A 17,301-nucleotide genomic window follows, 5' to 3' on the forward strand; every position below is an offset into this window, starting at 1 on the left:
GCCGGACGTCCCGGGCTACGGTGCCGCGGCCACCGCGTCGAGGGCCTCGATGCTCGCCGCGACGATCTGCGCCTGGGCGTCCGCGCGGCTGGTCCCCGGGACGCCGTCGCCCGGTTGCGCCCCGTAGTCGGCGAAGAACGCGTGGACGCCGCCGGGCACCTCGACGAAGCGGGCGTCCGACGGCAGGTCGGCGCGCGACGCCTCGATCCTCTCCGGGGTCGAGAGCCCGTCCCGGGATCCCCACACCGAGGTGACCAGTAGGTCCGCCGCGCTGATGTCCGTGCTGGGGTACGACCCGTGCAGCAGCAGTCCGTCGACCTCGTCCTCGCGGTCGGCCGCGAACGACGACGCCACCACGCCACCGAGCGAGTGCCCGCCGACGGCCCACCGGTCGACGTCGCCGAACGCGTCCATCGCCGCGGCCGACTGCGCGGGCGACGTGAACGCGATGCCGAGCGGCTCCTTGAGCGAGACGACCAGGTACCCGGCCTCCGCGAGCGGGCGCAGGACCGCCGCCGTGGCACGCGCGTCGACGCGGGCGCCGGGCGAGTAGACGAGGCCCGTGGTCGGGGCACCGCCGCGCGGGACGAACGCGTACCACCCCGCCTCCTCGCGGACCTCGACGGCGTCGTCGCTCTCCAGCGCCGCGAGGGCCGGGGCCGTCGCGACGAAGGGCCGCAACCACACCACGGCCGCCGCGAGGACGACCAGGGCTGCGAACCCGAGGCCAGCGGCGGTCGCGCGCAGGACCCGGACCCCTCGCCGGTCGCTCCGCGCCCGGTCACCCCGTGCTCGGCCGCCCGTACGACGCCACGCGGCGAGGACCGTCGTCACGCCGAGGACGACGCCGGCGACGGCGCTCAGCGCGAGCAGCGCGGCGAGCGACCAGTGCTGGTGCCCGACGGCGTCGCCCGTCGTCGCCAGGACCCAGGCGGGCCCGGCCACCAGAGCCAGCGCGAGCACGAGCCGCAGGCCCACGAGCACCCGGCCACCGGCCGGAGCGTCGTCGTGCTCGTGGTCGTCGCGCGGCCTCGCCAGGTCCATCTCGCTCCTCGGATCGACCCGACGGCAGCTCGCCGAGGGGCCCGGTCACGCTAGCAGCCGGCGCAGCCTCGTCCGAGCCGATCAGCCGGCGTGGGCGTAGGCCTCGGCGAGCCAGCCGCGCACCTCGTCGTCCACGTCCCCCGCGTCGCGCAGCTCGAGGTGGTGCATCCACACGGACGGCGACGGGTGCGCCACCTCCTTGAGCCGGACGGAGTCGACGCGGCGCGGCAGCGGGATCGACAGCACCGCCGCGACGTCCGACCGCACGTACCGGCCGGGGCGCCACACGTAGGCGAAGCCGCGACGGCGGCGGAACGCGACCTGGCTCGTCGAGACCTGGACCTGCGAGGGCCCGATCTCGTCGACGGCGTCCGCGACCACCTCGAACAGGGCGAACCCGTCGGGCGCACCGTCGAAGAAGGTGCCGACCTCGTGCGCGCCCCCGTGCCCCATGCCTCCACGCTAGGTCGGTGCCCCGACCCCTGCCGCTCGGGTTCCGGGCCGCGCCGCGCCCGAGTCCCATCGACGGTCAGAGCATCCGCCGCAGGAGCCGGTCGCGGTCGACGATCTGGTGCTTGAGCACGAGACCGACGTGGAGCGCGAGGGCGACGAAGAACACCACGTGGCTCATGACGTGCAGCCACAGCAGGTCGTCGTCGACGAGCAGCAGGGTGATCCCCGTGGCGGGCATGACGAGCAGCGTCGCGTACAACGCCACCTCGGTCCCGTGCGCGAGCCGGCGCTCGGCCGCGCTGAGCCCCGGCGCCCAGGGCGGCAGCGGCGTGAGGCGCCGCCACAGCAGCCGGACGCCCGTGACGACGAGGATCGTCAGGCCGAGCGCGACGTGCACGGCGAGCAGCCCGTCGAGGTCGCCGTCGAGCAGGGCTGCGAGACCGCCGCCGCCGTCGTCGTCACCGTCGTCGCCACCCCGTCCCCGACCGCGGCCCGACTCCTCGCCGCGGCCCCGCCCGCGACCCTGTCCCCCGCCTCCGCCCCCGTCGTCGTCGAGCAGATAGCCGACGACGAGCTGCGCGACGAGCGCCGCGACGGTCACCCAGTGCAGGGCCTTGGTCACGGCGCCGTAGCCGTCCGCGTCGTTGCGCAGTCTCACCACGGCATCATCGCGCGTCGGGCGGGCAGGTGCGGGCTCGACGTCTGCGGGCGGTGCCGATGAGTTCCGCCGGTGCACCGAGTCGTGAGGTCGACGCCATCCCTGCCAGCCTGCCCCCGGAGGCCTTCATGCCGTTCGACCCCGTCGCCCTCGACCACACGTTCACCGCGCCGATCGGCGTGGACGTCAAGGGCGACACCTGGCCCTGCGTGGAGGTGCCCGGCGCGCGCGAGCTGCTGGGCACCGGGCGGTCCGTACGCGTCGACGCGACCGTCGACGGCGTCACGCTCGCGAACGTGGGTCTCATGCCGACGGGCAGCGGCGGTCTCATGCTCTCGCTGAGCGCGAAGGTCCGCACGAGGCTCGGCAAGGACGTCGGGGACACGGTCACCGTGCACCTCGGGCGCCGGCTGAGCTGAGGCCTGCCACCCGGACAGGGCAACCTGCAGGACCCGCGTGGCGGGGGCCACACGACGGACCCCGCCCGCCGGTCCGGGACGACCTGACGGCGGACTAGGCTCGTCGCGTGGCTACCTTCTCCGCCGTGACCCGCCAGCACATCCTCTCCGCGATCGCCGAGCACGACGACCGCGGGGCCGAGAACTTCCTCGGCGTCTACGGGTTCACGCCGTCGGTCCGCGAGACCTTCGACCACGAGGACCGGACGTACGACTCGAAGGCGATCCTCGGCGTCGCGCACAAGCACGCGACGGGCCGGACGGCCACGGCCGAGGAGCTCGACGGCGGCAGGATCGACGCCACGGCGATCCTGCGCAAGCACGGTTTCGAGGCGTACGGACCGGTGGCCCCGACCCCGCCGCCCGTCCAGCGTGCCCGCCGCGCGCCCTCGTCCACCCCGCGGGCGCGCACGACGACGCCGCGCCGCGCCCCGGAGCCCGAGAAGCCCGCGCCCATCTGCCCGACCTGCTTCATGACGCTCCCGGCGACGGGCATCTGCGACAGCTGCGGCTGAGCCCGTCCGCGCGCGACCGTGCGCGCTGCCGAGGGTGGTGTAGCCTGGGAGTCGCGCTCGGGTCGCGGGACAGTCATGGAGACATGGATCCCGCGACGTCCTTCGATCCTCAGCTCCGACGCGAGGACGTGCGCGCAGGGCAGCAGAGGCTGCCTCCGACGATCTCCGCCCACCACTGCGCGCGGAGCGAGAGCAGAGAACATCACCACCTCCACCCTTGAACACCCCGCGACCGCTGCTGCGGCCGCGGGCGCTTCCCGACCGCAGCCCGTGCTGCGCCGCGTCGACGACGACCTGTGGGTCGCGACGTCCGACGGCGAGTACGCCGGCATGGTCACCCGGCTCCCCCGCGGCTTCCAGGTCCACGACCGCTACACGCGGCCGACGACCGTGGTCACCGCGCTCGAGCAGGCGACCAGACACCTCGCGGCACCGCCCGCGAGACCGGCCGGATCCGACCGATCCCGCCCCCACACCCGTCAGCGCCCCGCAGGGCGTGACAAGCGCACCCACGTTCGTGGGACGCACGCATCAACGAGAGAAGACATCATGGCTACTGGCACCGTGAAGTGGTTCAACGCCGAGAAGGGCTTCGGCTTCATCGCCCCCTCGGACGGCACCGCCGACGTGTTCGCCCACTACAGCGAGATCGCCGCCACCGGCTTCCGCTCGCTCGAGGAGAACCAGAGCGTCTCCTTCGACGTCACCCAGGGCCCCAAGGGCCCGCAGGCGACGAACATCCAGCCGCTCTGACACAGAGCTCTCGCCGCTCGCCGCGGCGCGTCTGACCAGGAAGGGCCGCGCACCTGCGCGGCCCTTCCTGCGTTCTTCGGCAGCTCACGCCGGCCCCTGTCAGCCCGTGTCGGCCCTGTCGGCCCCGCTGCGCATCATCGCGACGCGGCGCGTCTCCCTCCTCCTAGGAGCACACAGCCCCGCCCGCGCGGAGAACGACCTCGGCGCGGTTCTCCAGAGGGAGACGGTCATGGTCGAGAAGAAGGCTCCGGCAGGCGGACGGTCCGGCGGCGCGAAGAGCCGCCGGACGACATCGGGCAGGTGGGGCGTCGGGGAGCACCTGTCCTGCGAGCAGGCCGCCGGGCCGGTCGGCGGCACCGCGCTCGTCGACGGCTACGGCTTCGCGTCGATGCCGGTCGTCTGGGCGGAGGTCGACGGCCTCGCGATCGTCGAGGGCGACATCGTCATCGGCACGGTCGAGGAGGCGAAGGCGCGCGACGTCTCGACGCTCACCTCGGACGAGGACACCGACGTCGCGCACGCCGTCGGGATCAGCGGCGCACAGTTCCGGTGGCCGAACGGCGTCGTGCCGTTCGAGATCGACGGCGGGCTCACGAACCCGTCGCGCGTGCACAACGCGATCGCGCACTGGCACGCGAAGACACCGCTGCGGCTCGTGCCGCGCAACGGCGAGGCCGACTTCGTCCGGTTCGTGGGCGGGGGCGGCTGCAGCTCGGCCGTCGGGCGCCGCAGCGGGCGCCAGGACATCACGCTCGGTCCGGGGTGCACGGTGGGCAACACGATCCACGAGATCGGGCACGCGGTCGGCCTGTGGCACGAGCAGTCCCGCGAGGACCGCGACGCCTTCGTCCAGATCAACTTCGCCAACATCGAGGACGGCAAGGCGCACAACTTCAACCAGCACATCAGCGACGGCGACGACCTCGGCGGCTACGACTTCGGCTCGATCATGCACTACCCGACGACGGCGTTCTCCAAGAACGGCCAGCCGACGATCGTGCCGCTCGTCACCGTGCCGGCCGGCACGGTGATCGGGCAGCGCACGTCCCTCTCGGCCGGAGACCTTCGAGGCCTCAAGCTCATGTACCCGGGCCTCTCCTGGCCCAAGCCCGTCTTCAAGGACGTCATCAAGGAGCCGGTGGGCGACGTCGGCGAGATCGCGACGATCAAGGAGCCGCTCAAGGACGTCAAGGAGCCCTTCAAGGAGATCGTCAAGGAACCCCGTGACGAGGTGGTCAAGCCGCTGCGCGACGTGCTCAAGCCCGTGCGCGACCCCGGACCGACCATCCGCGAGGTGGTCGAGCCGATCCGCCCCGAGCTCCCGGTGATCAACCCGGCGATCGGCCGGTCGCTCCCGTTCGTGCTCGGCCGCGACAGCGACTTCGTGAGCCGATACCAGGCGGCCGTGGCGCAGCAGTCGGGCGCTCCGCAGGACGCGGGTGCCGGGACGACGTCGGCCGCCGACCTCGCCGTCGTGCTCGCCGAGGTCGTCACCGCCCTCGATGCCGTCCGTGCCTCGGTCGCGGCCCTGGCCGAGCAGGCCGCGGCCGAGGCCGGGCTCTGAGGGGCCGATCATGATCCTCGTCGTCAGCTTCCCCGACGACGACCACACGGCCGTCGTGGTCGAGCGCCTGCGCGCGCTCGGCCACGAGGTCGTCGTGCTCGACACGTCGGCCCTGGGGACCACGGACTCGCTCGAGCTCGCCTACGAGACCGGCGCGCCCGCCGCGATGCGCCTCGCCGGCTCGGGGGGTACGAGCGGCGCGCTCGAACAGGACCTGACCGAGGCCACGACCGGATGGTGGCGCCGCCTGCGCGGCACGCCGCCCGACCCGTCGATCACGGACCCCGCCGCCGCGGGATTCGCGAGCAGCGAGCTCGCCGAGGTCTTCGAGGGCGTGGTCGCGTCGCTGCCCCTGCGCTGGGTCAACGACCCGCGGTCCGACGCCGACGCGCACCACAAGCCGTGGCAGTGGGCCGTCGCCGCCGACCTCGGCATCGCGCTCCCGCGCACGGTCGTCACGCGTGACCCGGCGCGCGCGCACGAGTTCGTGGCCGCCATGGGACCGGGCCGCGTCGTGACCAAGGCGTTCATCGCGCGCCTCGACGCGTGGCGCGAGACCCACGTGCTCGACGCCGACGACCTCGAGCGCCTCGACCAGGTGCGGTTCGCCCCGACGATCCTCCAGGAGTACGTCCCCGGCGTGGACCTGCGCGTCACCATGGTCGACGGCGTCGCGTTCACCACCGAGATCGACGCGACGGCGACGAGCCTGCCGAGCGACATGCGGATGGTCCTCGACGAGGCGACGGTCCGGGCGGTCACGCTGCCCGACCCGGTGCTCGCGCAGGTCCGGGCGCTCATGGACCGGCTCGGGCTCGTCTACGGGGCGGTCGACCTGCGTCGCACGCCGTCGGGCGAGCACGTGTTCTTCGAGGTCAACCCGGCCGGGCTCTGGCTGTTCTGCGAGAACCTGACGGGGCTGCCGATCACGGACGCCGTCGTCGAGGCGCTCGCGTCCCGCGACCGTGTCAGAGTGGTCGCATGACCACCCTGTTCGGCGCGGTCGCGCTGCCTGACGACGCGCCCGCCTCCGCCGCGACGGTCCGCGTGTCCGTGGAGGACACGACGCTGCAGGACGTCGCGGCGCTCCGTCTCGCCGAGGCGGTGCTGCCCGGTGTGGACCTCTCGCCCGGGGGTCGCGTGCCGTTCGCGATCGACGTCGACGACGTGCCTCCCGGCGCGACGGTCCGCGTGCACGTCGACCTCGCCGGCGACGGCGACGTCGCGAGCGGCGACCTCCTGACCGTCCAGGCGGTGCCCGTGGACGTGCTCGGGGCGTCGCCCGGCTCGGCGGGCGAGGTCCCGGTCCGCACGATCTAGCGCCCCGCGGGAGTTGACCCTCACGCGGCGTGAGGCTCCAGGCTGTCTCGCATGGCTGACTACTTCGACGCGTTCGAGATGAGTCCTGTTCCCGACGGCCCGGACGCGGTCGCACCAGACCCGTTCCGCGGCATCTACGCGATGCCGATGTTCGTGAAGATCCCGACGCGGGACCTGGCGGCGTCGACGGACTTCTGGGTGCGCGGGCTCGGCTTCATCGACCTGTTCAGCATCCCCGGGCAGGTGGTCCACCTGCGGCGGTGGGCTTTCCAGGACGTCCTGCTGGTGCCGGAGGGTGTCGACGGCTCGTCGCCATCGACATCGCCGGCACGGGTGCAGGTGTTCGTCTCGTGCGTCCTCAGCCAGCTCGAGCCGGTGGCCGACGCGTGCCGCGAGCTGTCCCCGGACTCGGTGACCGGGCCGTACGACACACCCTGGAGAACGCGTGACATCGACGTGCGCACGCCGGAGGGCGCGCACGTCACGTTCACGGCCGCGACGCCGTACGAGCCCGACAGCGACACGGGACGCGACCTCGCATCGGTCGGCATCTTCGCGCCCGAGGACGACCACGGAGGAGCACAATGAGCTTGATGACCGACGACGTGGACGAGGATGCGACGGTCGGGGTGGCCGCCGACCTCCTCGGGCTGACCGTGCGCACGCTGCACCACTGGGACGAGATCGGTCTCGCGTCACCGTCCCGACGCACCCCCGCCGGCTACCGGCTCTACACGTGGGACGACCTCGAACGTCTCAGCCGGGTCGTGGCCTATCGCGAGGCAGGCCTCACGCTCGAGGCGATCCGCGCAGCGCTCGACGACACCACGGCGGAGATCGTCGACACCCTGCGCGCCCAGCGGGCGCAGCTGGCGGAACGGATCGAGGACCTGCAGCGGCTCGACCGACAGCTCGAGCGCCTGACCGCCGCGCACGAGCGCGGCATCCTGATGAGCGACGACGAGCAGCGCGACGTGCTCGGCGAGGACTGGGACCCCCAGCACGCGGCCTCGGCCCGCTCCCGGTGGGGCGGGTCGACGCAGTGGGCGCAGTTCGCAGAGCGGTCCGCGTCGCGTTCGCCCGGTCGGTGGCGCGCCCTCTCCGAAGCCATGTCCACCCTCCAGCGCGACCTCGCCGAGGCGCTGAGCCGGGGCGTCGAGCCGGGCAGCGAGGAGGCGGACGGACTCGCCGAGCGACACCGTGAGCTGTTCTCGAACTTCTTCCCCCTGACGCGACAGATGCAGGTCTGCCTGGGTCGGATGTTCGAGGCCGACCCTGGGTTCGCGGCGTACTACGACGGGATCGGTGCGGGGCTCTCCGTCTGGTTCCGCCGGATCGTCGACGAGTCCGCGCGCCACCACGGCATCGACCCGGACGCCGCGACGTGGGAGTAGTCCGCCCGCCGTCGTGCGAACGCGCACGCGGGATGTGACGCTGGCGCCACACCGTCCCCGTCCGCGAAGAGGTCCGGATGCCCAGCACCGCCACGGTCCGCGGGGCCCTCGCCCCGGCGGACGTCGTGCGTGTCGCGGCCCTCGTCAGCCTCGTGGTCGCCACGGTCACGCTCGGCGGGATCGCCGGCGCGCTGTTCCTCCTCGTGCTCGGCGGGGTCGCGGTGCCGCGCGCTCTCGCCCTCCCGGCTCCCCTCGACGTCGCGTACGGGACGTCGCTGCTCTTCGCGGCCTGGGCGTCGCAGCTCGAGTGGTACGACGCCGTGGACTGGCTCGACCTGGCCGTGCACCTCGTCTGCACGGGGCTCATCGCGGCCGTCGCGTACCTCGCGCTGGTCCGCTGGGAGCTTCTGGCGGGGCCCTCGGCGGCGTTCCCGGCGCGTGCGTCGGCAGGCGTCGTCGTGGTGACGACCGGGCTCGGGGCGATCGGGGCGATCCTGTGGGAGGTCGGCGAGTGGGCCGGTCACACGTATCTCGACGACGGCATCGGTGTCGGCTACGACGACACGGTGACCGACCTCGCGGCCGGGCTCGTCGGGGCGACCGTCGCCGGGGCGGTGCTCGCCCGCCGGCACCGCCGCGCGGAGGTGCGGTCGTGACGGGCGTGTCCGGAGCGCCTCGCGTGCCGACGGTCTCGGTGGTCGTGCCGGTGCGCGACGACGCCGCGGCCCTCGACCACCTCCTGTCCCTCCTCGCGCGCCAGACGGTCGCACCGCTCGAGGTCGTGGTCGTGGACAACGCGTCGTCGGACGACTCGGCGGCCGTCGCGCACCGGTGGGGCGCCGTCGTCGTGCACGAGCCGCTCGTCGGCATCCCGGCCGCCGCCGCGGCCGGCTACGACACCGCCAAGGGCGACGTCATCGGGCGGCTCGACGCGGACTCGCGTCCCGACGCGCGCTGGGTGCAGACGGTCGTCGAGCGCATGGCCGCCGACCCGACGCTCGACGCGATGACCGGGACGGGCCGCTTCCACGACCTCCCCGTCGGCGTGCGGACCGTCGCCTCCGTCGGCTACCTCGGCGCGTACTACGTGCTGACCCACCTCGCCCTCGGCCACACCACGCTCTGGGGATCGTGCCTGGCCGTGCGCTCCAGCACGTGGGAGGCGGTCCGGGAGCGCGTCGTCCGGGACGACGCCGAGGTGCACGACGACCTCGACCTCGCGTTCCGGCTCGGTCCACGCCGCCGGACGCGCCTCGTGCGGTCGTGGCGGGTCGGGGTCTCGGCGCGGTCGCTGCGCGGCCGGAGCCAGCGCCGCCGCCGGATGGACCGCGCGTGGAGGACGCTGCGCCTCAACTGGGAGGTGGCGCCGCCGTGGGAGCGCTGGCGAGAGCGGTGGGCACCGCGCCCAGCGGCGAGCGGGCGTGACCGCTCCTAGCGTGGGTGCTCCCTGCCACCCACCGGAACGGTCCCCCTCATGAGCTCACCCCGGGCGCACGACGTGCTGATCCTCGGCGGCGGCAACGCCGGTCTGTCCCTCGCAGGTCGCGTCCGGCGCGACGGCTGCCGCGACGTCGCGGTCGTCGAGCCGAAGGACGTGCACCAGTACCGGCCGCTGCTCTCGTACGTCGCGTCCGGGATGGCGACGCTCGCCGACCTCAGCCGGCCGCAGGACGACGTCGTGCCCGACGGTGTGCGGCGCTACCGGAGCCCGGTCGTGTCCGTCGACGGCGAGCGGTCGATCGTGCACCTCGCCGACGGCACCGAGCTCGGCTACGGCGACCTCGCGGTGTGCCCGGGGTCCGAGGTCGACTGGGACGCGATCCCCGGCGCCCGGGAGGCCGTCGGGACGCCGTCCGCGTCGACGAGCTACCTGCCGGAGCTCGCGGCGAAGACCTGGGCCATGCTGTCCGCGCTGACGTCGGGTCGCGCGGTGTTCGCGGTGGCGTCGCGGCACGTGCCGTGCTTCCCGGTCGGGCTCAAGCCCCTGTTCGTCGCCACGGACCACTGGCGGCGCACCGGCGTGCTCGACGCGATCGACGTCGAGCTCGTCGTCGAGTCGCCGCGGCTCGTGGACGACCCGCGGGCCGAGCGCGAGCTGCTCGCCGCCGCTCAGGAGTACGGCGTGCGGATCCGGACGAGCACGACCGTCGAGTCCGTCGACGCCACCGACCGCACTGCACGCCTGCGCACGCCCCACGGCGTGGACACGACGCACTACGACGCCCTCTACCTCGCGCCGCCGCACCGCGCGCCGGGGTGGATCGCGCAGAGCGGGCTCGCGACCGCCGAGAGCGACGGCTTCGTCGCCGTCGACCCGGGCACGCTGCAGCACCGCACGTTCCCGCGCGTGTGGGGGCTCGGCGACGCGGCCGCGGTCGACGCGATGCCGTCGGGCGGCGCGCTGCGGCGCCAGGTCCCGGTGGTGGCCCGCAACATCCAGGCCCGCCGCAAGGGCACGGCCATGCAGCAGTACGACGGGTACTCCGTCGCGCCCGTGACGACCTCGCGCAGCGAGCTGCTGCTCGCCGAGTTCGACCGCGAGCGCCGCCCGGAGCCGACGACCCGGCTCGTCGACCTGGCCCGGCCCCGCCGCAGCCTCCTGCTGTTCGACCGGTACCTCCAGCCGCCGATCTACTGGCGCCGGCTGCTCCAGGGCAAGGTGTCCTGAGCCGCCGACGGCTCGGGGCTCCGGGGCTCCGCGAGGTGACGCACCGTGGCGACGACCGATACCAGGAGCACGAGCTCGAAGAGGTTGGTCACGGCGCCGCTGTCGACGGGGACCGGCACGGCGCTGCCGACCAGCATGAGGGCCGAGCCGACGAGGAGCCACGCCCAGCCGTCACCGCGCCACACCCCGACCCCGGCGACCACGAGCGCGAGGCCGACGACGATCACCATCACCGGCGGTCCGGTCTCGGCCACGTTCGCGTACGCGAGCACGCCGTGCTTGGTGCGCGGTGCGAGGCGCAGGTCGGAGAGCACCGTGACGACCTCGAGCACGACGAGCCCGGCGGCCAGCGCGACCGCACCCACCGCGGCAGCGGGCGTCCTCGCCCATCCCACGCCCGCACGGGCGAGGCACCAGCGTGCGGTGACCACGAGGAGCGGCGTGGCGACGGCGTGGATCCCGTACCGGGCGACGTTGAGGGTCTCCAGCGTCGGCCCCTCGCCGACGAAGCGACCCAGACCGAGCACGGCGTTGTCGTAGACGAGGCCGGCGACGACGAGGAGCGGAAGGGCGCCCGGGACGCCGGCACGGCGACCACGGACGACGGCGATCCCCCACGCGAGCAGGACCACGTACGCGAGGGCGAAACCGAGGAAGAGCACGGTGTCCGTCATGACGCGTCCGGCTCACCGGGCGAGGCCGCGCGGCGCAGGACGAAGAAGAACGGGCGGGCCATCCCCCGCGCGTCCATGAGGCCGACGAGGGTGTCGTGGTCGACGGCGCGCAGCACGTCGTGGACCGGCAGGGCGTCGTAGACCATCGTCGCGGTGACGACGCCGCGGTGCTCCACGCGTCGCACGCGGGCCCGGGGCCGACGGGTGCGCACCAGCGGCAGCGCCCCGCGGACGGCACGCGCGACGGACGGGCGGCGCAACAGGCGGGCGCACCGCAGGACGAGCGGGAGCGGCGCGAACGCCGGGTCGACGTCGACCACTCCCCCGCGGCGGTGCGCGAAGAGCAGCGGGTGCGCGGCGTCCGGGCCGTCGAACCGCTTGCCGTACCACCCGAGCGCCTCGAGGAGCCCGTCGAGCGGGTGGCCGGTGGGCAGTCCGGAGCCGCGCCACGTGCCGCGCAGGTCGTCGATCTCGACCGCGGGCAGCGTGTCGTGGAGCGCGAGCGCCGTGGCGGTCGTCGCCCCGCGCTCGAGGTCGGCGAGCGCCGCCCGGCGCCGCGCCGTCCCGGGCACGCGCGTGGTCTCCTCGGGTGTCTGCGGATCCATCCGAGCATCCTCACCGACCGGCTGCCCGCCCGCGCGACGGCGGGCCGGGACGCCCACCGGCGGGAGACGTCGGGAGCGATTGCCGGTGACGCGGGGCGCACGCACGCTGGAGCGATGACCCCGTCCCGCCTCACCGCGCTGCGCCGCGGCCGGCTCACGTTCCACGTCCACGACACCGGCCCGGAGGACGGCGAACCGGTGGTCCTGCTCCACGGCTTCCCCGAGGACTCGTCGAGCTGGGACCGCGTCGTGCCGTGCCTGCACGACGCGGGGTTGCGCACCGTGGCGCTGGACCAGCGCGGCTACTCCCCCGGCGCACGGCCGCGCGAACGCGCGGCCTACCGCCTGGACTTCCTCGTCGCCGACGTGCTCGCGGTGCTCGACGCGACCGGCCCGGCCCACGTCGTCGGGCACGACTGGGGCGGGAACGTCGCGTGGGCGCTCGCCGCGCGGGCGCCGGAGCGCGTGCGCAGCCTCACCGTGCTCTCGACGCCGCACCCGCGCGCGCTGTCCCGCGCGCTCGTGCGGTCCGACCAGGCGCTGCGCTCGCTGTACGTCGGCTTCTTCCAGCTCCCTGCGCTGCCCGAGGCCGTGCTGTCCCGCTCGATGCCGTCGCTGCTCGAACGGTCCGGTCTCCCGGCCGACGACGCCGCCCGGTACACGGACCGCATGCGGGAGCCGGGCGCGCTGCGGGCGGCGCTCAACTGGTACCGGGCGCTGCCGCTCGCGCGCCGGGGCGTGGGGCCCGTGCGCGTCCCGACGACGTACGTGTGGGGCTCGCACGACGCCGCGCTCGGGCGCCGCGCCGCCGAGGACACCGAAGCCAACGTTCTGGCGCCCTACCGGTTCGTCGAGCTCGACGCGGGCCACTGGCTCCCCGAGACCGTCCCCGTCGAGGTCGCCGACGCCGTGACGGGACCGCCGGGCGCTCAGCGCACGACCGACGCCGGCTCCGGGACCTGACCCGCGGCGTCGGACGCCCCGCCTGCTCCGCGCCTCCGGCGGCGGGGTGCGCCCATGACGACCGCGGCCAGGACGTAGGCCGCGACGGAGACCCAGAGGGCCGCGTGGAAGGCGTCGAGGCCCGCCTCCGCCCCGGTGCGGTCACCGAGCGCGAGTACGCTGACCGCCGTCGCCGCGGAGATGCCGACGGCGGCGCCGAGCTGGTAGGCCGTGTTGAGCACGCCGCCGGCCACGCCCTGCTCCTCGTCGCCGACGCCCGTGGTCGCGGCGATGGCGAGGGGTCCGTAGACGAGGGCGAACGCGACGCCCAGGAGCACCATCGACGGCACCATGACGGCGTAGGTCCAGTCGAGACCGGACCCGAGGAACCACGCCGCGGCGACGGCCCCGGCGACGAGTCCCACGACGATGACGCGCGGCACGCCGAAGCGGGCGACCAGGCGCGGCGTGATCGCGGGCGCGAGCACCACGTCGAGCGCCATGAGGAGCATCGCGAGCCCGGTCTGCAGCGGCGTCCAGCCGCGCAGCTCCTGCAGGTACAGCGTGAGGAGCACCTGGAAGCCGTAGAAGCCGCTCGCGAAGAGCACGGCCGCGACGTTCGCCCGGACGAGCTCGGTCGACCGGAAGAGCCGCAGCGGCAGGAGCGGGTGCTCGACCCGGCGCTGGCGCGCGACGAACGCGGCGAGCAGACCGGCGCCCCCGGCGAGGGCGGCCACCGTCCACGGCACGCCCTCGCCCGGGTGCTCGAGGCGCACGATGCCGACGGCGAGCAGCACCATCGCCCCCGTCGCGAGGACGGCACCGAGGACGTCGAGCGTGCCGCGTCCGGGCGTCGGGGCGTCCCGGCGGATCGTCACGACCGCCAGCGCGAGGAGCACGACGGCGAGCAGCACGGGGGCGAAGAAGACCCAGCGCCAGTGGATCGCGGCGAGCAGACCGCCGACGACCAGTCCGAGCGAGAACCCGGCCGCCCCCGCGGCCCCGTACACGACGAGCGCGCGGTTGCGCCGCGGCCCCTCCGCGAACGACGTCGTGATGAGCGACATGCCGGCGGGCGTGAGGAACCCGGCCGCGATGCCCGTGACGAAACGGGACACGAGGAGCATCCAGCCCTCGGTCGCGAGGCCGCCCAGCCCGGAGAACAGGAGGAAGACGACGAGCCACAGCACGAACATGCGGCGCCGCCCGAACAGGTCGGCCGCGCGTCCGCCCAGCAGCATGAAGCCCCCGTACCCGACGACGTAGGCGGTGACGACGCCGCCGAGCTCTCCCGTGGCCAGGCCCAGGTCGGCGCGGATGCCGGGCAGCGCGACGGAGAGCATCGCGATGTCGCTGCCCTCGAGGAAGATCGCGCCGCACAGCACGAGCAGCAGCCCCCAGTCGCGCAGCGTGAAGCGCGCCTCGGTTCGCGTGTCCTCGTGGGCCCGGTCGGTGCGCGGGTCGGTCATGGCGGCTCCTCGCTGATGGAGTACCGATCAGTACTCGGTTACCTCTTGATACCGAATACATCGTCGGGCAGGATCGGGAGGCATGGAAGACGGCACATCCGCCACACCTGGTATCACCGCGGATACCGCGGCCGCGCGACGCACGGCGTCCAAGTGGGAGTCGGACGTCGAGGTCTGGCAGTGGGACGCCCGGGAGGACTGCGAGGTGCGCCAGATCCTCGACCGCATCGCCGACAAGTGGTCCCTGCTCGCCATCGCGATGCTCGACCGCCGGGTCATGCGCTTCACCGAGCTCAAGCGCGAGATCGACGGCATCAGCCAGCGCATGCTGTCCCGCACGCTGCGCCAGCTCGAGCGCGACGGCATCGTCGAGCGCACCGTCTACCCGACCGTCCCGCCGCGCGTCGACTACGCGCTCACCGAGATGGGCCGTTCGCTCCACGCGACGACCAAGGCGCTCGTCGTGTGGACCGAGGCGCACCAGGAGCGCATCGCCGCGGCGCGCAGCTCCTACGACGAGCGGGAGGCGGAGCTGCGCGACCTGTGACCGCGACCCCGGAAGACGTGCTCGAACGTCCGCTCGGCGTTCGCCCGGTACGCCGCCCGGGCCCGCGGGTCCTCGAGCGCGTACTCGACGTCCTCGAGCCACGTGCAGCGTGCGTGGAACCAGACGCGCGCCTCGTCGTCGGGGCCGAGCGGCCCGTCGAGCCGCTCGGCGACGCGGAACGCCGGCCCCGGACCGAGGTCGCGCAGGATCCGGCCGGCGTCGCGCGCGGGCTCCGACCGCGCCGCGTCGGTCCAGTCGATGACGCCGGTCACCCCACCGTGCGCGTCGACGAGGACGTGCTCGGCGCCGAGGTCGTCGTGCTGCGCGACGGTCCGGTTCGCCGTCGGCGGTGGCGGCTCCGCGAGGAACGCGGCGACCGCGTCCGCCTGCTCGGGCATGAGCGATGCCCGGACGACGTCGAACGACCGGACGGCGTCGCGGTGCCACGCCTCGGCCGGCTGGTGGTCGAGCGGCAGGTCGAGGCGCGGGGCGACGCGCCGCAGCGCTGACAGCACGTCCACGAGGGCCGCCTCGACCCCGCCGCTCGCCGGGTGGGGCCGCAGCAGGAGGGGCTCCCCCGGCAGCCGCCGGTAGACGAGGATCCCGAGCTCCGGCTCGTGAGCGACGGGGACCGGGGTCGGCACCGCCGTGGCGTCGGCGAGCGCGCGCAGGAGGGCGACCTCGCGCGCCACGGCGACCAGATCGTCCGACCGACGCACGACGTGGCCGGCGACGACGTAGGTCGTGTTCTCGCGACCGCGCGAGACCGTGCGCACCGCGGCGCCGGCCGGCCACAGCCGGTGCCGCGCGCCGATCTCGGCGAGCACCGCGTGATCCTCGGCGTCCTGGTCCTTCGGCACCCGCTCATCCTCCCGCGCGGCGCATGAACCAGCAGCGCACGCCGAGCACGTCCGACGCCTCGACGACGTCGTAGCCGAACCGGCGGTAGAAGCCGACGGCCTCGGGCCGGTCCGTCTCGAGGTAGCCGACGGCGCCCGACGCGTCGAGCGAGCGCGTGTGGCGCGCCAGGAGCACGCCGCCGATCCCCCGGCCACGCAGGTGCCGGTCCACCGACACCGGCCCGAGGTGCACGTGCGGCTCTGCGGGATCGTGCCGCGCCCACTCCCCCGTCCAGGACACCAGGCGGGCGGCGACGCGCGGCCCCTCGGGCGCCGCCGCGGCGAGCAGCCGCAGCCGCGTGCCGGACGACGGCCGGCACCCGCCCGGCGGCGCCGACGCGGCGACCCCCACGAGCGTCCCGTCGTGCTCGACGACGTCGACGTGCCGGCGGGGGCTCGCGACGAGGACGCGCATCAGGCGCGCGTGCGCCCGGGCGGCGTCGGCCTCGACCGTCCCGTAGACGACCCGGTGCAGCGGGTTGTCGGCCATCCCGCGCCCGAGGAGCGCCGCGACGTCGCCGACCATCGCGTGGTCGACCATCGCGTTCACCGGCCGGTCGCGGTGGCCGCGTCGCTGACGATCCGCGCCCGGTACATCCGCAGGTACGCGACGAACGCCCCCACGGCGGCGAGCACGCTGAACCCCATCCGGGACCGCCAGTGCCACGTCTCGAACTCGCGGGCGACCTGGACGAGGTACTCGGGCGGGTGCACCGCGAGCCCCTCGACGAACATGATCTCGTTGCGGGGCCAGAAGTAGAGGATGGACGCGACGCCCTCGCCGACGGCCATCGCGAGGCTCAGCAGCAGCCACCACCGCGCGTCCCGCTGGCGCCAGCACAGCAGCAGCGCCGCGACGACCAGGGTCCACGAGAGGAAGCCCAGCGGCGGGAAGACGTCGGACGGCCCGCTCACGGCGAGGAACTCCATCGCCAGCTCGAGCGACGCGGGCGGGTCGCTGAAGATGTTCGGGTAGATCATGAACGTCTCGAGCACGACGGCGCCCAGCAGGATCATGGCGACCCAGGCGTAGGCCAGCGCGACGACCCGGGCGGCCGTCCCCCAGCGGCCGTGGAGCCACCCGGTTCGCGTCGGTCCGCCGGCCGCAGCCGACGTCGGGGCGGGGAGGTCGTCCGTCGCGGGGTGCCGCTCCTCCGTCTGTCGGGTCTCGGTCCGTGGGTTCTCCGTCCGTCGGTCCTTCGTGCGTCGGTTCTCTGTGCGTCGGTTCCCTGTCATGGCAGCGACGTTAGGAAGCCGCCTCCGCCGCCGCGTCGGCCTGCCGTCGACCTGCTCGTCGACACGGCACGACCCCGTGGGTCGCCCGTCGTCGACACGCCG

The 17,301-nt window shown here is 74.4% G+C and carries 22 protein-coding genes; 13 read left to right on the forward strand and 9 right to left on the reverse strand.

Going from position 1 to position 17,301, the window contains the following annotated elements; translation table 11 throughout:
• Positions 1–15 precede the first annotated feature (15 nt).
• The 3 genes from V5D56_RS14275 to V5D56_RS14285 form a co-directional block, all read right to left on the reverse strand.
• Positions 16–1,044 (reverse strand): alpha/beta hydrolase, encoded by a 1,029-nt coding sequence (locus tag V5D56_RS14275; RefSeq protein WP_435735958.1) that lies wholly within the window; start codon positions 1,042–1,044, stop codon positions 16–18.
• An 81-nt stretch (positions 1,045–1,125) separates the two neighbouring features.
• Positions 1,126–1,497, reverse strand: coding sequence for a DUF5655 domain-containing protein (locus V5D56_RS14280; RefSeq protein WP_435735959.1), 372 nt, complete (start codon positions 1,495–1,497; stop codon positions 1,126–1,128).
• A 76-nt stretch (positions 1,498–1,573) separates the two neighbouring features.
• Entirely contained in the window at positions 1,574–2,155 is a 582-nt protein-coding gene (locus V5D56_RS14285; protein ID WP_435735960.1) for a cytochrome b, read from the reverse strand.
• A 128-nt stretch (positions 2,156–2,283) separates the two neighbouring features.
• Here V5D56_RS14285 and V5D56_RS14290 point away from each other — a divergent pair, with 128 nt between their 5' ends.
• The 11 genes from V5D56_RS14290 (at position 2,284) to V5D56_RS14340 (ending at position 10,827) form a co-directional block, all read left to right on the forward strand.
• Positions 2,284–2,574 carry a DUF1905 domain-containing protein gene (locus V5D56_RS14290; protein WP_435735961.1) on the forward strand — a complete coding sequence of 97 codons (291 nt, stop codon included), beginning with the start codon at positions 2,284–2,286 and terminating at the stop codon, positions 2,572–2,574.
• A 107-nt stretch (positions 2,575–2,681) separates the two neighbouring features.
• The gene (locus tag V5D56_RS14295) at positions 2,682–3,128 is read left to right on the forward strand and encodes a hypothetical protein (protein ID WP_435735962.1); all 447 of its coding nucleotides are present in this window, start codon (positions 2,682–2,684) and stop codon (positions 3,126–3,128) included.
• 549 nt (positions 3,129–3,677) lie between these two features.
• Positions 3,678–3,881, forward strand: a complete 204-nt coding sequence (locus V5D56_RS14300) for a cold-shock protein (protein WP_251151039.1) — start codon at positions 3,678–3,680, stop codon at positions 3,879–3,881.
• A 229-nt stretch (positions 3,882–4,110) separates the two neighbouring features.
• Entirely contained in the window at positions 4,111–5,445 is a 1,335-nt protein-coding gene (locus V5D56_RS14305) for a M12 family metallopeptidase (protein WP_435735963.1), read from the forward strand.
• A gap of 10 nt (positions 5,446–5,455) precedes the next feature.
• Positions 5,456–6,430 carry a hypothetical protein gene (locus V5D56_RS14310; protein ID WP_435735964.1) on the forward strand — a complete coding sequence of 325 codons (975 nt, stop codon included), beginning with the start codon at positions 5,456–5,458 and terminating at the stop codon, positions 6,428–6,430.
• Positions 6,427–6,765 (forward strand): hypothetical protein, encoded by a 339-nt coding sequence (locus tag V5D56_RS14315; RefSeq protein WP_435735965.1) that lies wholly within the window; start codon positions 6,427–6,429, stop codon positions 6,763–6,765. The genes V5D56_RS14310 and V5D56_RS14315 overlap by 4 nt, the downstream gene beginning before the upstream one ends.
• Positions 6,766–6,816: 51 nt before the next feature.
• Positions 6,817–7,353, forward strand: coding sequence for a VOC family protein (locus tag V5D56_RS14320; RefSeq protein WP_435735966.1), 537 nt, complete (start codon positions 6,817–6,819; stop codon positions 7,351–7,353).
• A 5-nt stretch (positions 7,354–7,358) separates the two neighbouring features.
• Positions 7,359–8,159: a MerR family transcriptional regulator gene (locus tag V5D56_RS14325; RefSeq protein ID WP_435735967.1), complete on the forward strand. Its 801-nt coding sequence runs from the start codon at positions 7,359–7,361 to the stop codon at positions 8,157–8,159.
• Positions 8,160–8,236: 77 nt separating this feature from the next.
• Positions 8,237–8,815, forward strand: a complete 579-nt coding sequence (locus V5D56_RS14330) for a hypothetical protein (protein ID WP_435735968.1) — start codon at positions 8,237–8,239, stop codon at positions 8,813–8,815.
• Positions 8,812–9,594: a glycosyltransferase family A protein gene (locus tag V5D56_RS14335; RefSeq protein ID WP_435735969.1), complete on the forward strand. Its 783-nt coding sequence runs from the start codon at positions 8,812–8,814 to the stop codon at positions 9,592–9,594. Before V5D56_RS14330 ends, V5D56_RS14335 begins: the two co-directional genes overlap by 4 nt.
• Positions 9,595–9,633: 39 nt before the next feature.
• A complete protein-coding gene (locus tag V5D56_RS14340; protein ID WP_435735970.1) occupies positions 9,634–10,827 on the forward strand; it encodes an NAD(P)/FAD-dependent oxidoreductase in 1,194 nt (397 codons plus the stop codon).
• On the opposite strand, the gene V5D56_RS14345 is transcribed toward V5D56_RS14340, so the two are convergent.
• The gene (locus tag V5D56_RS14345) at positions 10,791–11,501 is read right to left on the reverse strand and encodes a hypothetical protein (protein ID WP_435735971.1); all 711 of its coding nucleotides are present in this window, start codon (positions 11,499–11,501) and stop codon (positions 10,791–10,793) included. The two genes, V5D56_RS14340 and V5D56_RS14345, sit on opposite strands and share 37 nt — an antisense overlap.
• Complete coding sequence (locus V5D56_RS14350; RefSeq protein ID WP_435735972.1) at positions 11,498–12,106, reverse strand: DUF4334 domain-containing protein; 609 nt, start codon at positions 12,104–12,106, stop codon at positions 11,498–11,500. Before V5D56_RS14350 ends, V5D56_RS14345 begins: the two co-directional genes overlap by 4 nt.
• A 114-nt stretch (positions 12,107–12,220) precedes the next feature.
• Between V5D56_RS14350 and V5D56_RS14355 the strand changes: the two genes are divergently transcribed.
• Complete coding sequence (locus V5D56_RS14355) at positions 12,221–13,069, forward strand: alpha/beta fold hydrolase (RefSeq protein ID WP_435735973.1); 849 nt, start codon at positions 12,221–12,223, stop codon at positions 13,067–13,069.
• Here the strand turns inward: V5D56_RS14355 and V5D56_RS14360 are convergent.
• A complete protein-coding gene (locus tag V5D56_RS14360; RefSeq protein WP_435735974.1) occupies positions 13,036–14,517 on the reverse strand; it encodes an MFS transporter in 1,482 nt (493 codons plus the stop codon). The two genes, V5D56_RS14355 and V5D56_RS14360, sit on opposite strands and share 34 nt — an antisense overlap.
• A gap of 82 nt (positions 14,518–14,599) precedes the next feature.
• Here V5D56_RS14360 and V5D56_RS14365 point away from each other — a divergent pair, with 82 nt between their 5' ends.
• Positions 14,600–15,064, forward strand: a complete 465-nt coding sequence (locus tag V5D56_RS14365; RefSeq protein WP_435735975.1) for a winged helix-turn-helix transcriptional regulator — start codon at positions 14,600–14,602, stop codon at positions 15,062–15,064.
• On the opposite strand, the gene V5D56_RS14370 is transcribed toward V5D56_RS14365, so the two are convergent.
• The 3 genes from V5D56_RS14370 to V5D56_RS14380 are packed head-to-tail and all read right to left on the reverse strand — an operon-like array spanning position 15,028 to position 17,199.
• Entirely contained in the window at positions 15,028–15,924 is an 897-nt protein-coding gene (locus tag V5D56_RS14370) for a phosphotransferase family protein (RefSeq protein ID WP_435735976.1), read from the reverse strand. The two genes, V5D56_RS14365 and V5D56_RS14370, sit on opposite strands and share 37 nt — an antisense overlap.
• Positions 15,925–15,928: 4 nt before the next feature.
• On the reverse strand, positions 15,929–16,504 hold the full coding sequence (locus V5D56_RS14375) for a GNAT family N-acetyltransferase (RefSeq protein ID WP_435735977.1): 576 nt from the start codon (positions 16,502–16,504) through the stop codon (positions 15,929–15,931).
• A 5-nt stretch (positions 16,505–16,509) separates the two neighbouring features.
• The gene (locus V5D56_RS14380) at positions 16,510–17,199 is read right to left on the reverse strand and encodes a hypothetical protein (RefSeq protein ID WP_435735978.1); all 690 of its coding nucleotides are present in this window, start codon (positions 17,197–17,199) and stop codon (positions 16,510–16,512) included.
• Positions 17,200–17,301 lie beyond the last annotated feature (102 nt).

Source organism: Cellulosimicrobium sp. PMB13 (genome assembly GCF_051294865.1).
In the GTDB taxonomy this organism is placed as follows: domain Bacteria; phylum Actinomycetota; class Actinomycetes; order Actinomycetales; family Cellulomonadaceae; genus Cellulosimicrobium.

Excerpts from the sequence above, each read along its gene's own strand:
- V5D56_RS14275 (WP_435735958.1), bottom strand. The coding sequence starts at position 1,044 with ATGGACCTGGCGAGGCCGCGCGACGACCACGAGCACGACGACGCTCCG.
- V5D56_RS14280 (WP_435735959.1), bottom strand. The coding sequence starts at position 1,497 with ATGGGGCACGGGGGCGCGCACGAGGTCGGCACCTTCTTCGACGGTGCG.
- V5D56_RS14290 (WP_435735961.1), top strand. The coding sequence starts at position 2,284 with ATGCCGTTCGACCCCGTCGCCCTCGACCACACGTTCACCGCGCCGATC.
- V5D56_RS14300 (WP_251151039.1), top strand. The coding sequence starts at position 3,678 with ATGGCTACTGGCACCGTGAAGTGGTTCAACGCCGAGAAGGGCTTCGGC.
- V5D56_RS14305 (WP_435735963.1), top strand. The coding sequence starts at position 4,111 with ATGGTCGAGAAGAAGGCTCCGGCAGGCGGACGGTCCGGCGGCGCGAAG.
- V5D56_RS14310 (WP_435735964.1), top strand. The coding sequence starts at position 5,456 with ATGATCCTCGTCGTCAGCTTCCCCGACGACGACCACACGGCCGTCGTG.
- V5D56_RS14315 (WP_435735965.1), top strand. The coding sequence starts at position 6,427 with ATGACCACCCTGTTCGGCGCGGTCGCGCTGCCTGACGACGCGCCCGCC.
- V5D56_RS14320 (WP_435735966.1), top strand. The coding sequence starts at position 6,817 with ATGGCTGACTACTTCGACGCGTTCGAGATGAGTCCTGTTCCCGACGGC.
- V5D56_RS14325 (WP_435735967.1), top strand. The coding sequence starts at position 7,359 with ATGACCGACGACGTGGACGAGGATGCGACGGTCGGGGTGGCCGCCGAC.
- V5D56_RS14330 (WP_435735968.1), top strand. The coding sequence starts at position 8,237 with ATGCCCAGCACCGCCACGGTCCGCGGGGCCCTCGCCCCGGCGGACGTC.
- V5D56_RS14340 (WP_435735970.1), top strand. The coding sequence starts at position 9,634 with ATGAGCTCACCCCGGGCGCACGACGTGCTGATCCTCGGCGGCGGCAAC.
- V5D56_RS14345 (WP_435735971.1), bottom strand. The coding sequence starts at position 11,501 with ATGACGGACACCGTGCTCTTCCTCGGTTTCGCCCTCGCGTACGTGGTC.
- V5D56_RS14350 (WP_435735972.1), bottom strand. The coding sequence starts at position 12,106 with ATGGATCCGCAGACACCCGAGGAGACCACGCGCGTGCCCGGGACGGCG.
- V5D56_RS14355 (WP_435735973.1), top strand. The coding sequence starts at position 12,221 with ATGACCCCGTCCCGCCTCACCGCGCTGCGCCGCGGCCGGCTCACGTTC.
- V5D56_RS14360 (WP_435735974.1), bottom strand. The coding sequence starts at position 14,517 with ATGACCGACCCGCGCACCGACCGGGCCCACGAGGACACGCGAACCGAG.
- V5D56_RS14365 (WP_435735975.1), top strand. The coding sequence starts at position 14,600 with ATGGAAGACGGCACATCCGCCACACCTGGTATCACCGCGGATACCGCG.
- V5D56_RS14375 (WP_435735977.1), bottom strand. The coding sequence starts at position 16,504 with ATGGTCGACCACGCGATGGTCGGCGACGTCGCGGCGCTCCTCGGGCGC.
- V5D56_RS14380 (WP_435735978.1), bottom strand. The coding sequence starts at position 17,199 with ATGACAGGGAACCGACGCACAGAGAACCGACGCACGAAGGACCGACGG.